Origin of the sequence: Formicincola oecophyllae (genome assembly GCF_006542395.2) — a bacterium.
Classification (GTDB): domain Bacteria; phylum Pseudomonadota; class Alphaproteobacteria; order Acetobacterales; family Acetobacteraceae; genus Formicincola; species Formicincola oecophyllae.
In genome coordinates this window covers 234,599-248,781 of the sequence record NZ_CP038231.1, presented here as the reverse complement: position 1 = coordinate 248,781, position 14,183 = coordinate 234,599, and the positions used below count along the sequence as shown (strand labels likewise).

The 14,183-nt window shown below is 62.4% G+C and carries 11 protein-coding genes; all 11 read right to left on the bottom strand.

Going from position 1 to position 14,183, the window contains the following annotated elements:
- Positions 1 to 18 precede the first annotated feature (18 nt).
- On the bottom strand, positions 19 to 972 hold the full coding sequence (locus tag E3E12_RS01050) for a UDP-3-O-acyl-N-acetylglucosamine deacetylase (protein ID WP_141442658.1): 954 nt from the start codon (positions 970 to 972) through the stop codon (positions 19 to 21).
- Positions 969 to 2,735 carry a cell division protein FtsZ gene (gene ftsZ / locus E3E12_RS01045; protein ID WP_141442657.1) on the bottom strand — a complete coding sequence of 589 codons (1,767 nt, stop codon included), beginning with the start codon at positions 2,733 to 2,735 and terminating at the stop codon, positions 969 to 971. The genes E3E12_RS01050 and ftsZ overlap by 4 nt, the downstream gene beginning before the upstream one ends.
- Before the next feature lie 104 nt (positions 2,736 to 2,839).
- The gene (ftsA, locus tag E3E12_RS01040; RefSeq protein WP_141442656.1) at positions 2,840 to 4,243 is read right to left on the bottom strand and encodes a cell division protein FtsA; all 1,404 of its coding nucleotides are present in this window, start codon (positions 4,241 to 4,243) and stop codon (positions 2,840 to 2,842) included.
- Entirely contained in the window at positions 4,240 to 5,343 is a 1,104-nt protein-coding gene (locus E3E12_RS01035) for a cell division protein FtsQ/DivIB (RefSeq protein WP_141442655.1), read from the bottom strand. Before E3E12_RS01035 ends, ftsA begins: the two co-directional genes overlap by 4 nt.
- 26 nt (positions 5,344 to 5,369) lie before the next feature.
- Positions 5,370 to 6,437 (bottom strand): D-alanine--D-alanine ligase, encoded by a 1,068-nt coding sequence (locus tag E3E12_RS01030; protein WP_168194339.1) that lies wholly within the window; start codon positions 6,435 to 6,437, stop codon positions 5,370 to 5,372.
- A complete protein-coding gene (gene murB / locus E3E12_RS01025; protein ID WP_141442654.1) occupies positions 6,434 to 7,399 on the bottom strand; it encodes a UDP-N-acetylmuramate dehydrogenase in 966 nt (321 codons plus the stop codon). Before murB ends, E3E12_RS01030 begins: the two co-directional genes overlap by 4 nt.
- Complete coding sequence (gene murC, locus E3E12_RS01020) at positions 7,396 to 8,829, bottom strand: UDP-N-acetylmuramate--L-alanine ligase (RefSeq protein WP_141442653.1); 1,434 nt, start codon at positions 8,827 to 8,829, stop codon at positions 7,396 to 7,398. The genes murB and murC overlap by 4 nt, the downstream gene beginning before the upstream one ends.
- 104 nt (positions 8,830 to 8,933) lie before the next feature.
- Complete coding sequence (murG, locus tag E3E12_RS01015; protein WP_240810528.1) at positions 8,934 to 10,178, bottom strand: undecaprenyldiphospho-muramoylpentapeptide beta-N-acetylglucosaminyltransferase; 1,245 nt, start codon at positions 10,176 to 10,178, stop codon at positions 8,934 to 8,936.
- Between the two features lie 63 nt (positions 10,179 to 10,241).
- The gene (locus E3E12_RS01010) at positions 10,242 to 11,588 is read right to left on the bottom strand and encodes an FtsW/RodA/SpoVE family cell cycle protein (RefSeq protein WP_141442652.1); all 1,347 of its coding nucleotides are present in this window, start codon (positions 11,586 to 11,588) and stop codon (positions 10,242 to 10,244) included.
- A gap of 2 nt (positions 11,589 to 11,590) precedes the next feature.
- Complete coding sequence (gene murD, locus E3E12_RS01005; protein WP_141442651.1) at positions 11,591 to 13,063, bottom strand: UDP-N-acetylmuramoyl-L-alanine--D-glutamate ligase; 1,473 nt, start codon at positions 13,061 to 13,063, stop codon at positions 11,591 to 11,593.
- 8 nt (positions 13,064 to 13,071) lie between these two features.
- The gene (mraY, locus tag E3E12_RS01000; RefSeq protein WP_141442650.1) at positions 13,072 to 14,163 is read right to left on the bottom strand and encodes a phospho-N-acetylmuramoyl-pentapeptide-transferase; all 1,092 of its coding nucleotides are present in this window, start codon (positions 14,161 to 14,163) and stop codon (positions 13,072 to 13,074) included.
- Between the last annotated feature and the right edge of the window lie 20 nt (positions 14,164 to 14,183).

Genomic DNA, 14,183 nt, shown 5'->3' with positions numbered 1-14,183 from the left:
ATCGTTTCACCTTGTTTGTCACATTTTCGTACATGTTGGCCACATGGGGGCCTGTTGGGCCAAGGCCTGCACCAAGGCGCCGTTAAGGCGGTGACCACTGCAGAAACCTTCAAAACGCCCGCGGACGGCGTTTCCTGTGGTGTAGAGGTCACCAAGGAGGTCAAGGAGTTTGTGGTGAACGAATTCTTGTCCCCCCCACCGCACCCCACCTGGGTTGATGACAGTGCCGCTGCTTTCATCGGCCACCAGGGCGTGGGCCAGGGAGCCCCCTAAGGCGCGGCCTGATGATTGCAGCGCCACAATGGCGCCCCGTTCCACAAAAGTGCGGCTGGCGGCCATGGTTTTGGGCTGCGTGGGTGGGGTGCCAAGGAGTGGTTCGCTTGCGCTGCGCTGGCCAAGGACAAGGAAAGCCCTTTGGCGCCCAATGGCCTCATGGGGGAAATCAATGGTCAGGCTGAGGGAGAGCACACCCTCCTGCCCTGGCAAGGGAGGGTGGGCTTCCAGCCATGCTTGCCCATGGGCAGCTTCCACACGGATTTTAGATGTAGGGCGGGTCAAGCAACGCTTGCTGGGCTGTTTGACCAGACCAGCCGTTTGCAGCATTTGCACCCACAGCCAAGCGCCACCATCCAAGATGGGGATCTCTGGCCCCTCAACAGTGATGTTCACATTGTCCAGCCCAACCAAATGGCAGGCTGCCAGCAGGTGTTCAAGCGTGCCCACACCTTCAACACCCGCGCCTTTCCCCGGGGCCACAGCTTGGGTTGCCATGAAGCCACCACGGCATGTTTTGGGGGAGAGTCTGAAAAACCGTTTAGGACTGGCGGGGGGAACGTGTTCAAGCCACAGCCCTGAATCCACTGGCATTGGCTGGAGGGTGACGCAAACTGCCGCACCACTGTGCAGCCCAACCCCCCAGCCTTGCACAGCATGGCTGAGGGTGTGCTGCCAACTGGACTTAAAGGCGTTCAGGGGCGGCGCAGATACGTGGGGATGGAAAGGTCCTCTTCTGAAGGATTGGGGGCCTCTGGCTGGGGGGTTGGGCCTAGGGACTGCTGGGAAGAAGGGCTTGGCTGATGCTGACCGTAGCCTTGATCCTGCTGAGGTGGCTGATTGTTGGGCTGGTAAGCGCCTTGGGAACTTTGGAAAGCCTGCGAGCGCCGCGCAGGCTCAGAATGGCCCTGCTGGGAGGGATGGTTGTAAGGGGATCCTTGTGCTCCCTGCCCTTGCTGTTGGGGGTAAGGCTGCTGACTGGCCTGGCGGTTCTGGGGCGCTTCCTCTCCAAAGCCTAGAATACGCTTAAACCAACCAGATTTCTTGGGGCTGTTGCCTGCTGGGGCCTGAGAACGCCCGTAGTTGGAGGGATTACCCTGATTAAGGGGCTGTACCCTGGGCTGGCTTGGGGAGGGCTGGTGCGTTGCCCCACCTTGCCATTCCGCCCTACCAGGCTGCTGGTGGGGATCATGGGCTGGGACCTGGCGCTGGTGCTCCAGGGGGTGGCCGGATGGCTGGCCCACAGAAGCTTCAGCTACACCGCGTCCAGGGGGAACGTCCTCAGCCTTGGGGGTGGGGTGGGCCCCTTCACCATCAGCCTGTTCAGCAGGCTGCGCCTCGTTTTCCGCGCTGTCACCCTGGGCTGGAGCATTGACGCCATCACGCTCCGCCATGTCTTGGGGCAGGTCGGCTTCATCAGAAGGCAGATGGGGCTTGATGATGAAAGGTTCATCACTGTCGCCTTCCGCTTTGCGGCTGGGGGAAAGCCCTGTGGCCGTGACAGAGACTTCAATGTGGCCATTGAGGTTTGGATCTTCCATCAAGCCACTGATGACCTCGGCGTCAGCGTCCGCCTCTTCAGTGATGCGGGCTAAGATGGCTTCATATTCATGCAAAGTCAGGTCAGTCCCGCCTGTGATGTTGACCAGGAGGGAGCGGGCGCCACGCACAGTGTCCATTTCCAACAAGGGGTTGGAGATGGCGCGTTCAGCAGCCACAAGCGCCCTGTCCTCATGGCCTTCCTCAGCAGTGACGACCCCTGTGCCAATCATGGCGCGCCCCATATCACCCAGCACGCTGCGCACGTCTGAGAAATCCAGGTTGATGCGGGCAGGCTTCACCATGAGGTCCGTCAGGCCACGCACCCCCCTGTAGAGGACGTCATTGGACATTTTCAAAGCGTCCGTCAGGGTGGTGCTTTGAGTGGCGCAGTTGAAGAGGTTCTGGTTGGGCACCACGATGAGGGTGTCAACGTATTTCTCAAGCTCAGCAATGCCTGCTTCAGCAGCGCGAGTGCGCTTGCGCCCCTCAGCGTTGAAGGGCAGTGACACCACCCCCACTGTCAACGCACCGCTTTCACGGGCGATGCGTGCAATCACCGGCGCTGCGCCTGTACCGGTGCCACCACCCATACCAGCAGTGATGAACACAAGGTCGGCTTGGTCGAAATAGCCCTTGATTTCGTCCTCGACCTCTTCAGCGGCTTTGCGGCCGGTCTCAGGGCGGGCGCCAGCACCCAACCCCCGCGTAATCTGGGGGCCAAGCTGAATGCGTTTGTCAGTCAGGGCGCGCGAAAGCTGCTGGGCGTCCGTGTTGGCAGCGATGAACTCCACATTCGCCAAATCGGTTGAAATCATGTTGTCCACAGCGTTGCCACCGCCACCGCCAACACCAATGACGACAATGCGGGGCAGGTTGGCGACATCAGCAGGGGGGCTGGCGGGGGTAAGCTTGATGGACATGGCATATGGCTCCAATGGAGAAGCTTGGAAAAACTGGGCGTAATGTAAAACAGTGAAAAAGGGGTAAAAAAATGTCGCTAAACTGTGAAAACTTCAAAAAAGGATTATAGGGGCCCCCTGAAGCGTTCCACAAGACGCTGCAGGAAGTTGGATGATTTTTCCCGTGAATCCCCCTGGCCATATTGGGTGGACGCTCCACACCCCCATGCCAACAAACCGGCGGCCGTGCTGAAAATAGCTGAGAGGGGCGCCCCTTCAGGAAGGTTATGGATGGAGCGCGGACGCCCTGTCCGCACACGGCGGTTGAACAGGCGCGCTGCTAACAAGGCTGCCCCATCCATGAGGGAGCCACCGCCCGTCAACACGATGTTGCTGCGCGCAGCCTCCCCCAGGCCAGCGCCGTCAAGGTGGCTGCGGGCCAGTTCAAGGGTTTCCTCCAAGCGGGGGCTGATGGTAGCAGCTAGGGCTGCTGGCGAAAGGCGGCTTTGGAGCCGCCCAGGCGCTGGTGGCAGCACGATGCCAGGTCCGCCAGCCTCAGCTCCAGGTGCTACGCTGCCATGGTAGGTTTTAAGCCACTCAGCAACGTCAAGCGGCAAGGAGAAACGCGTGGCGATATCACGGGTGATGTTGTAGCCGCCCAGCTTGACCTGGGCTGTGTGCACAACGCGGTTGCGGTGGAAAACAGCCAGTGACGTAGTGCCAGCCCCCATGTCCACCACGGTGACGCCACGCTCGCGTTCCTCAGCTGAGAGCACGGAAAGGCCAGAGGCCAGCGGGCTGACGACAAGCCCCTTGGGCATGAGTTCGGCACGGTGGAGGATGTCGCCCAAGGTGGCCAGGGCGCCAGCGCTGCTGTCCACTGTCAGGAACCAGCCCCTGATGTGGTTGCAGCGCTGCCCCAAGGGGTTCTTGATGCCGTCCATGCCATCCAGCTCAAAGAACAGGGGCAAGCACTGGGCAGCGTAGCGCCCTTCCCCCTGGAGGCGGGCACGGGCCTGCAGCATGAGGGCGCGCAGGTCGGCTGGCGTGACCTCCCGGCCGCTCAGCCAGGCCTCGGCCCCAAGGCGCATGCTGCGCGGCTCCCCAGCGGAGAGGTTGACGTAAAGCGACGAGATGCGCCGGCCCGCGCGGCGTTCAGCGTCCCCAACAGCACGGCGAATGACGGTCTCAGCACGGCCAGTGTCCACAACATTGCCGCAGCTGATACCTTCGGAACGCTGCCAACCCCACCCTGAGACCGTCAAGGTGCCATCTTCACGGGGGTGGCCAATCAGGCAGGTGATGTTGATGGAGCCGATGTCAAGCACAGTGCAGGGCCCTGGCTGCCACAGGAAGGGGGTGACCTCGTCCGTGGGGACCATCAGGCCTGGCCTGTCTGGATTGAGCAGCTTGGCCTGGTCCAAGGCTTCCTGCCCCGTCAAGGCGGGGAGGGTGTTTTCAAGCCCTGCGTCCTGCTGGCCCAGGAAAGGCAGCAAACGGTTCAACAGGCTTGGTGCTCTGGCGCTCATTGTGGGGCCTCCCCTGTGGCAGGTGGTGCGGGATGGTGGGGTTTTTCCTGCTTGTGGGCCATTTTGGCCTGGTTGGGTTGGGCGCTGGCCCTGGCGCTTGGCTTGGGGTCACGGTGGGAGGATGGCTTGGACCTGGATGCTGGGTTCGCCCCGGGTACAGGGGCTGTGGCTTCCGCTGGGTCGATGGCCTGGGCGGCTGTTTGGGGCGGCAGGCCCAGCACCATGCGGTCTGGCAGGCGCATGTCCACCCGCTTGAGAGGACGGTCCAACAGCGCCATGCGCTTTTGGTAGAGTTCCAGCCTGGCCATGGCAGCATCCTCATGGCCTTCAGGCAGCATGACGACCGTGCCTGAGCGCAGCTCCAGGTTCCAGCGGCGCTGGCCAACGCGCACCAGGGCGCGCACATGCTGGTTGATGGTGGGATGGGCTGCTAGGACCTGCACAATGTGGCCTGCATCGTCATTGGCTCCAGCCCCCACCAGCAGGGGCAAGGGCACACTGGGGCCTGCCGGGCCATTGTCGCCCAAGGTGCGCGGCGTGAGGTCATGAAGGTGCAGGGCGTGGAGGTCGCGCTCGGAAATCAACGCGCCATCCTCGTTGATGTAGCGGTAATGGTGCTTGAACTGCCACAGCGCCACAGGGTGGTGTTCCGTGACCGTTACAATGATGGTGCCGGGGAGGTGGCGTTCCACCACCGTGTGGGCCACGAAAGGCAGCCCATCAATGCAATGACGCGCTTCCTCCACGGAGAAGGCCAGCATGTCCGCCCCCTCATGGGTGTGTAGGCACCCCATGATGGCAGGCAAGGGGGTAATGGCCTGCCCCCGCACCACAATGCGCTTGACGGGTATGGGGCTGTAGGATCCTAAACCATGGTTGAGGTTATGGCCAGCCAACGCATGGTGGTGCCAGCCTCGCAGCGCCACATGATGAATAAACAGCCCAAGCACAGCCAGAACAGCCAACAGGACGCCACTTAGCACGAAGGCGCGGCGTTGCTGCTGGATGCGCCACCACAGCAGGTTCAGCCGGCTGGGCCTCAAATGGTCATGCGCCCGGCTAGTGCTGGTGGTTGGTGGTTGCTGGCCCTGCTGGTTCATGGCGCGTGTTGCTCACTCACGTTCAATCAGGCGAAAGGGGGGAGGGGGCTGGGGGGTGCGCCTGCCTCTTCCCCCGCCGTGCCTTTGGGCTGCGCAGGCGCCTGCTTGATGATGGGGGGGCGCCTGATGGCGTCCAGCACCAGCCATTCGCACAGATGGGGGTAATCCATGCCCAGCTTGGCTGCCTGTTCTGGCAGAAGGGATGTGGGGGTCATGCCAGGCTGGGTGTTGATTTCCAGGATGAACAGTTCACCTGTGCGCTCATCAAGGCGGAAATCAACCCTGCTGGCCCCTTCGCAGCCCAAGGCCTCATGGGCGCGGCGTGCGATGTCCAGGGCTTTCTGGGTTGTGCTTTCGGGAAGGTCGGCAGGCAGGATGTGGCGCGAACCGCCCGTGCTGTATTTGGCTTCGAAATCATAGAAGCTGGAGGTGGGGGTGATGATCTCCGTCACCAGCAGGGGCTTGCCGTCCACTACCCCCACAGTGAGTTCCCGCCCAGGAATGAAGGCCTCCACCAGCATGGTGGGCCCGTGGGTCCATTCATGCGCGATGCGTTCATGGGCTGTGCTGGCGCCTTCGTCAGCTTCACGCACGATGTGCACCCCAACAGAGGAACCCTCAGCCAAAGGCTTGACCACATAAGGCATGGCCATGGGGGCTTTGGCAGCAAGCTGTTGGGGCGTCATCACCTGCCCTGGCGCCACAGGCAGGCCTGCAGCCTCCAGGATGGCCCGCGTGGCGGCTTTATCCATGGCCAGGGCTGAAGCCCGCACGCCTGAATGCGAGCAGGGGATGCCCATCCAGGCCAGGACGCCCTGAATGGTGCCATCTTCCCCCCCAGGGCCATGAAGGATGTTGAGCGCCGCATCAGGGTTGAGGGCTTGGAGGTCGTTGACGGTCCAGGCCAGGTCAGGCCCAACGTCAATCAGCGCCGCGTCATGGCCCAGGCTTTTGAGGGCCTCCACACAGGCTTTGGCCCCTGTGAGGCTGATAGGGCGTTCTGAGGAGATGCCACCACCTAGCACGGCGACCCGCAAAGGAGGGGTGGTGGCGGTGGGCGCGTTGTCTGGGGAGGGTCCGGTAGGTGCGTTCATGGGGTTTCTCCTGGAAGGCGGCCAAGGCGTTTGATTTCCCAGTGCAGTTCAACGCCTGTTTGGTCAAGCACGCGCCGGCGCACCTCATCACCAAGCGTTTCAAGCTCTGTCGCGGTTGCTGTGCCTTCATTGATCATGAAGTTGCAATGTTTTTCACTAATGCGCGCCCCGCCTACCGCCAGGCCGCGGCAGCCTGCGGCATCCACAAGCTGCCAAGCGCTGCGCCCGCCTGAGGTTGCCGGGGGCGGGTTGCGGAACGTGGAACCACCCGTGCGCGCCCGCACTGGCTGGCTGGCTGTGCGCGATGACTTGATACGCTCCAGCTCAGCTGCGTCCTGGGCGCCACCACCTGGGCGCCCTTTGAGGCGCGCGCGCACCACCACAGCGCCTGGTGGCAGTTCAGCATGGCGGTAACCCATGTTGAGGGCCTTAGCTGGCAGGCGTTCAAGCGCGCCATCCACTGTGACGATGTCCACCCAGTCCAGGACTTGTGCCATGTCCCCGCCATAAGCGCCGGCATTCATGGCGCAAGCGCCACCAATGCTGCCTGGAATACCACTGAGGAAAGCTAACCCACCCAGGTCCGCCGCCACTGCTTGGCGTGCCACGTTGGCATCGAGTGCGGCAGCGCCCGCTAATAGGCCATCACCATCAACAGCCACCTGCCCAAAGGCGCCACCCAGGCGCACCGTCACGCCCTCCACACCGCCATCACGGATGATGACATTGGAGCCAGCCCCAAGCACCGTTAGCGCCACTGGCGCCCTGCCAGAGGCACGCTGCTGCTGGTTGTGCCCCTCCAGTGCTTTCATGAAGCAGGCCAGGTCAGTGCTGTCGGCTGGCGTGAAAAGCCAGTCAGCCCTACCACCTGTGCCGAACCAAGTACGTTGGCCCAAAGGCGCGTTCTGAACAAGGCGCCCGCGCAAAGGCGGGCACGGGAAGGGGAAGTCAGCGTTGGTCATGATGCAGCCCGCCCAGCGCTTTTCTGGCCGCGCTCAGCCAGCTGGCCTGGCAGGGCGCGCGCCCAATGGGTAATGGAACCTGCCCCCAGGCAGACGACATAGTCCCCCTCCCCCACCAAGGGAGCGATGATGTCAGCCAGGACCTCTGGGGAGGGGAGCTCCACCACGTCGCGGTGGCCAGCGGCCCGCAAGCCCTCCGCCAAGCGGTGGCGGTCATAGCCTGGTACGGGCTTTTCGCCAGCAGCGTAAACATCAGCCACGACAACGGTGTCGGCGTCGTTGAAGGCGGTGGAGAAATCATCGAACAAGTCACGCAGGCGCGTGTAGCGGTGCGGCTGGACAACAGCTACCAGGCGCTTGGCGCCAGCTTGGCGCGCCGCTTGCAGAACCGCCTTGATCTCCACTGGGTGGTGGCCGTAATCGTCAATCACCTGGCAGCCGTTCCAGGTGCCGGTGCGCGTGAAGCGCCGCTGCACCCCCCCAAAGCCAGCCAGCCCCCTGATGGTGGCCTCCGGTTCGATGTTCATTTGGGTGGCCACGCTGATAGCCGCCAAGGCGTTAAGCACATTGTGCTTGCCAAACATAGGCAGCGTGAACGGGCCAATGGTGGTTTCAGTGCCTTTGACGCGGTCCTTGACCAAGCAGGAGAAGCGCGCGCCATGACTGCCCGTCACCAAATCGATGGGTTGGATGTCGGCCTGGGGGCTGAAGCCATAGGTGATCAGGCGGTGCTCTGAAAGGTGGGGCAGCATTTTCTGCACGCGCGGGTGGTCAATGCACAAAACGGCGCAGCCATAGAAGGGCACGTTGGAGATGAACTTGCGGTACCCTTCCTCCATGCCCTCCTCGCTGCCCCAGTGCTCAAGGTGCTCTGGGTCCATGTTGGTGACCACGGCTATCACGGCTGGCAAGCGCAGGAAGGAGCCATCGCTTTCGTCAGCCTCAGCCACCATCCAGTTGCCGCGCCCCATGCGGGCGTTGGTGCCGTAGGCTTCGATGATGCCGCCATTGATGACGGTTGGGTCCAGGTTGGCTTCCTCAAGAATGCAGGCCACAAGGCTGGTGGTGGTGGTTTTGCCGTGCGTGCCCCCAATAGCCACCGACCAGCGCAACCGCATGAGTTCGGCCAGCATCTCAGCGCGGCGCACAACCGGCACTAGGCGGTGGCGGGCCTCACGCACTTCGGGGTTGTCGGCCTTCACCGCTGAAGACACCACGACAACGGCAGCATCCCCCAAGTGGGCTGCGTCATGGCCCACATGCACCTTAATGCCCAGCTTGCGCAGGCGCTGGACATTGGCGCTGTCGCTCATATCGGAGCCTTGGACATTGTAGCCCAGCATGTGCAGCACCTCGGCGATGCCGCTCATGCCGATCCCCCCAATACCAATAAAATGAATGGTGCCGACATTGAGGGGATTAGCGCGCATTTTACAAGGCTCCAGCAAGGAGGTGGTTCAGGGGCAAAGCGCAGGCCAGTGCAGCGAAAGAGGATAAGGGCCGGCCTGCTACTTCAAAGTGGGGAAAGCATAGTTCAGCTTCGTTCCGCCGCAAGGGCCAAATCAGCTAGGCGGCGTGCCGCGTGGGGTTTGGCGAAGCTGTGGGCGCGCCTGGCCGCCTCTGCCAGCGTGTCTGGCTGGCTGAGAAGCCCCTCAAGCGTTTTGGCCAGGTGGTCTGGCGTCATTTCACGCTGGGGCATCATCCAGCCTGCCCCCACCGCCATCATGGCTTTGGCATTGGCTGTCTGCTCGTCAGAGGCAGCGACAGGCAACGGCACCATGAGGGAAGGCCGCCCCGCCAAAGCCAGCTCAGCCACAGAAGACCCCCCAGCGCGCCCCACCACCAGGTGGGCCTGGCGCAGTTGGCCAGGGACGTCATGGATGAAGGGGTGCAACTCCGCCTTGATGCCAGCTTTAGCATAGACTTCCCGCGCCTTGGGCTGGGCGTCAGGTGCTATTTGCTGAACCACCCGCAGGCGCGCACGCAGGGCAGGCGGCAGCTTGGCCAGGGCCAGGGGCACAGTCTCCGTTAGGGCCTTCGCGCCTAGTGAGCCCCCCCACACCAGCAGGTTGAGTGGACCATCAGGCGTGGGCGCCACGTAAGGCACATCCAGCAAGGCCTCAATGGCGGGGCGCACAGGCATGCCGGTTTCAACCACGTGGGCGTCCACCGGCAGGCCAGCCACCTCTGGAAAAGAGGTGGCACCAAGCTGCGCAAAGCGTGCCAGCATTCTGTTGGCTTTGCCAAGGACGGCGTTGGCTTCATGGATGATGACGGGCGGTCGCCAGAACGGGGGCAGCAGCTGGGTGGAAAGCAGGGGAGGGACGGAAGGGTAGCCGCCAAAGCCCACACAGCATATGGGCTGGAGCCTGCGCACGATGGCACGCGCCTGAAGCGTTGCTTTTAGCAAGCTTGTAACGCCACGCACTTTGCCAAGCACCCCTTTGCCTGCCACGCCGTGCGAACCGAGGACCAGCACCCCTCCCTTGGGGCGCCTAAAGGGGCTGTTGGGCCGCACGACAGCGCGCTGGTCCGTTACCAGGATGGTGTCATGGCCTTGGGCCTGGAGGTGGTCGGCCACTGCCTCAGCAGGGAACAGGTGCCCCCCTGTCCCCCCTGCTGCCAGTAGAACAGGCTTGTGCAGCTTGCGCTCCAACAAGGCCCCAAGCGTAGTGGCAATGCTGGAAGCCGCTGTGGGGGGCACTGCGGCATTGGCTTGCGGGGCGCTGCCAGGTTGGGCTGTTGACTGGGCGGGGACCTGGGAAGGGGTGGCGGTCACAGGGCGTATTCTCCGGAAGCAGGCCCAGGGTTGGACGTGCTGGCACTGGCTAGGAACGTAACGTTACAGCCTGCGCGGCGGCAAGGACAGCAATTCATTATGGAGGGGTGGGTTGATGGGCCAGGCCTCATCATCATGGGGCCCAAAATCATCATCAAGGCTGTGATCCTGGGGGCGTTTGCGCGTCAGCGACAGCATCATGCCAAAAGCGAGCGCGATCGCCATGGCTGAACTGCCACCGTAGGAGAGGAAAGGCAGCGTCATGCCCTTTGTGGGGATGAGGTGAAGGGTAGAGCCCATATTGATAAAGGCCTGAAGGCCAATGCCCGCCATCAGCCCTGTGGTGGCCAGAATGATGAAAGGATCGCGTACGCCGATGAGCTTCAGCAACGTCCTGATGACCAGAACGGCAAAAAGCCCAATGATGATCAAGCACAGCCACAGGCCGTACTCCTCCCCAGCAACGGCGAAGACGAAGTCGGCGTGGGCGTCAGGCAGGAAGTTCTTCACCGTTCCCTCCCCTGGGCCTGTGCCCCAAAATCCGCCATGGGCGAAAGCGCGCAGGCTGGTGTCGATCTGGTAGTGGTCACCCTTATCAGGGTGGAGAAAACGCATGACGCGCGAATGCACATGGGGGAAAAGGGTGAAGGCCAGCACGAACGCCCCCACCATCATGGCCACTACGGTGCCTGTCAGCCACCAGGCCAGGCCATCGATGAAAAGCTGAATGGCGAAGACCATGGTCACCACGGAAAGCATGCCGATGTCAGGTTGCATTTGAAGTAGCATGAGGATGATGCCAAAAAGCCCGCACGCCAGAAGGGTCCCAGGGAAGGGTGCGGCTAGGGGGCGCAGTATTTGGCGCCCCAGCCTGGCTGGCAGGCTTTGGTGGCCTAAGCGCTGCGCCACAGCAGTGTAGAGGCGCTCTGCCAGGCCCCTGCGCCAGCCGGCCAGGAACCACCCACCCCCACCAGGGGCCACGGCAAAACGCATGGTCAGCAACCTGGCCGCCACCACAGCAAAGCATGGCTTGAGGAACTCTGAAGGCTGCAACGACATAACAGGCAGGGCGATCCAGCGCTTGGCGCCCTTGATGTCCATGCCCGAATGAAGCGTCATGGCCGTCAAAACCAGCATGAGCGCCCCCATACCAAAGGCCAGCACCAGAACGCGCTTGACCGAGAGCATGGAAAGCCCCAGCACAATCAGCAACGCCACAACCAGAAAGGCGCACTGCTTGGTGATGAACATGAAATTGCTAGCGCCGATGCGGTGCGCCACAGCTGGTGTCGCTGCCAGCACCAGAATGTAGCCTACACCCAGAAGCACAAAAATGCAGCCCAGGCTGAAATGGTCCAGGCTGCGCCACCAGCGCCCCGTAAGGGAACGGTCATTGCGGTCTGGCAGCATGCTCAACGCCCTCCGCCCTTTGCTGTGCTTTGGTGGGGTTTGTTCCGCCCTTGTTGGCGAGCGGTGGTTTCACCCACAATCTGGCCAAAGCGCTCCCCTCTGTGAACGTAGCTTCTAAACTGGTCGAAGCTGGCAGTGGCTGGTGAAAGCAACACAACCCCACCGCCTTCCGCCAGGGCCTGGGCCGTGGCCAGGGGCACAGCGCGTTCCAGGGTTCCGCACTGGGTGTGAGGCACGCCCGCCTTTTCCAGCGTTTGGGCGAACAAGGGGGCGTCCCGCCCAATCAGGAACGCGTGCCCAACATGCCCCATGAGGGGGAGCAGCGCTTCTATGCCCCCCGCCTTGGCCATGCCGCCAGCAATCCACATCACGCGTGGGAAAGCTTTGAGGGCATGGGCGGTGGCTTCAGCGTTGGTGCCTTTGCTGTCATCAACAAAGCGGACGTTGGCAGGGCCGTGGGGGCCTTCCCCCACAAAGTCTTTGATAAGCTTGAGGCGGTGCGCAAGCCCCGTGAACCCCCGCACACCCTTGGCCTGGTCTTGGGGCTTTACCCCCAGGAAACCCGCCGCTTGCTGTGCTGCCCAGATGTTCTGGGCGTTGTGCAGGCCTGGCAGCATCGGTGCCTCCCCCGGCAAAGGGGGGTGGAGGGTAGGTGCGCTCAGGAAACGCGGTGGCTGCCCCTCCTGCCCCAGCCGTTCCGCCAGCCTGGCTACCCAGGGGGCTTCAGGTGCGTTTTCGCCTGCCAAGACAAGGCCCGTTCTGTCCATATTGTCCACGACATGGAACTTGGCTGCTTCATAGCCTGCCATGTCGCCATGACGGTCTAGGTGGTCTGGCGTCAGGTTGAGCATGATGGCCACGTCTGCCTTGAAGCTTTCCAGGCGCTCCAGCATGTAGGATGACATCTCAATGACGTAGACGCCCTTGTCTGGCAGCAATGGCAAAGCCAGCGCCGCCGGCCCAAGGTTGCCCCCCGCCGCCACCGGCAAGCCGCCTTCAGCCAAAAGGTGGGCAGCCAGCGCTGTGGTGGTGGATTTGCCGTTCGTGCCCGTCACAGCCACAAAGCGCGCTTTGGAACCAGCAGCGCGCACAGCGCGGTACAGCATTTCAGCGTCAGAGAGCAGGGGCACCCCTAGCTTGCGGGCCAAAAGGGCTGTTTTGTGGGGGGCGGGCAAGTGGTGGGGAATGCCGGGCGACATGATGAGCGCGCCGCAGCCAGCTAGTTCCCCCTCAGCCAGCGGGGCCACGCGTAAATGCGGGTGTGCTGGCAGAGCCTGGGCCGCTTTTTCAGACCTGCCCTGGGCTTCCCCTTCCTCAAGTGAATCATCCCACGCCACCACTTCAGCCCCCATGGCCAGAAGGGCAGCGGCGCTGGCGCGGCCATTGGCCCCCAGCCCCAAGACAGCGAAGCGCTGCCCAGCCAGGAGGTTTTCAGGGAAAGCCCCTGTGGCAAGGGCTGGGTGTTCAGCGGTCATGGTGGCTCTCAGCGCAGCTTGAGTGTGGCCAGGCCGCAAAGGCCCAGCACAAAGGAGATAATCCAGAAGCGGATGACGATCTTGGGTTCAGACCAACCCAGCTTTTCGAAATGGTGATGCAGCGGCGCCATCAAGAAAACGCGCTTGCCTGTGCGCTTGAACCACATGACCTGAATGATGACGGAGAGCGTCTCCACCACAAAAAGGCCCCCCACAAGGCACAGGACGAGCTCATGCTTGACGGCCACAGCCACAGAACCCAACGCTGCCCCCAACGCCAGGGACCCTGTATCGCCCATGAATACCTGGGCAGGGGGGGCGTTGTACCAGAGAAAACCCAAGCACGCCCCAATGAGGGCCGCCAGGAACACCGCCAGTTCGCCTGTGCCGGGAACATGGTGCAGCTGCAGGTAGTCAGCGAAAACATGGTTGCCCACCATGTAGGTGATGAGCGCAAACACCATGGAGGTAATGATGACGGGAACGGTGGCCAGGCCGTCAAGGCCATCCGTCAGGTTCACAGCATTGCCAAAACCCGTGATGATGACGCTGCCCCACAGCGGGAACAGAACGCCTAGCGGTAAAAGGAGGCTTTTGGCGAAGGGAAAGGCGATGGCGCTAGCGATTTCAGGTGGCGTGATATGCTGCATCCACCAGCAGGCCGTAATGGAGAGCGCGAACTCCGCCCCCAAGCGTGTTTTCTTAGAAAGCCCAGCGCTGCTGCGTTGCGCTAGCTTAGCGTAATCGTCCATGAAGCCAACAGCGCCAAAGCCCAAAGTCGTCAGCAGGCAGGCCCAAACGAACCCATCCCCCCAGTCACCCCACAGCACTGTTGCCACTGTGAGCGCTGCCAAGATGATGATGCCGCCCATGGTGGGGGTGCCTGCTTTTTCTGTCAGGTGGCGTTCAGGCCCCACCGCCCTGATGGGCTGGCCATCGCGCTGAATGCGCTTGAGCACTCTGATGACGGCAGGGCCGATGGCCAGCGCCACCACCAGCGCTGTGAGGCAGGCGCAGCCAGCGCGGAACGTGATGTAGTGCATCAGGTTGATCAGGCCGCCGTGACCAACATCTTGGTTATCGAACAGGTAATAGAACATCAGGTGTGGGCTTTCTGCTT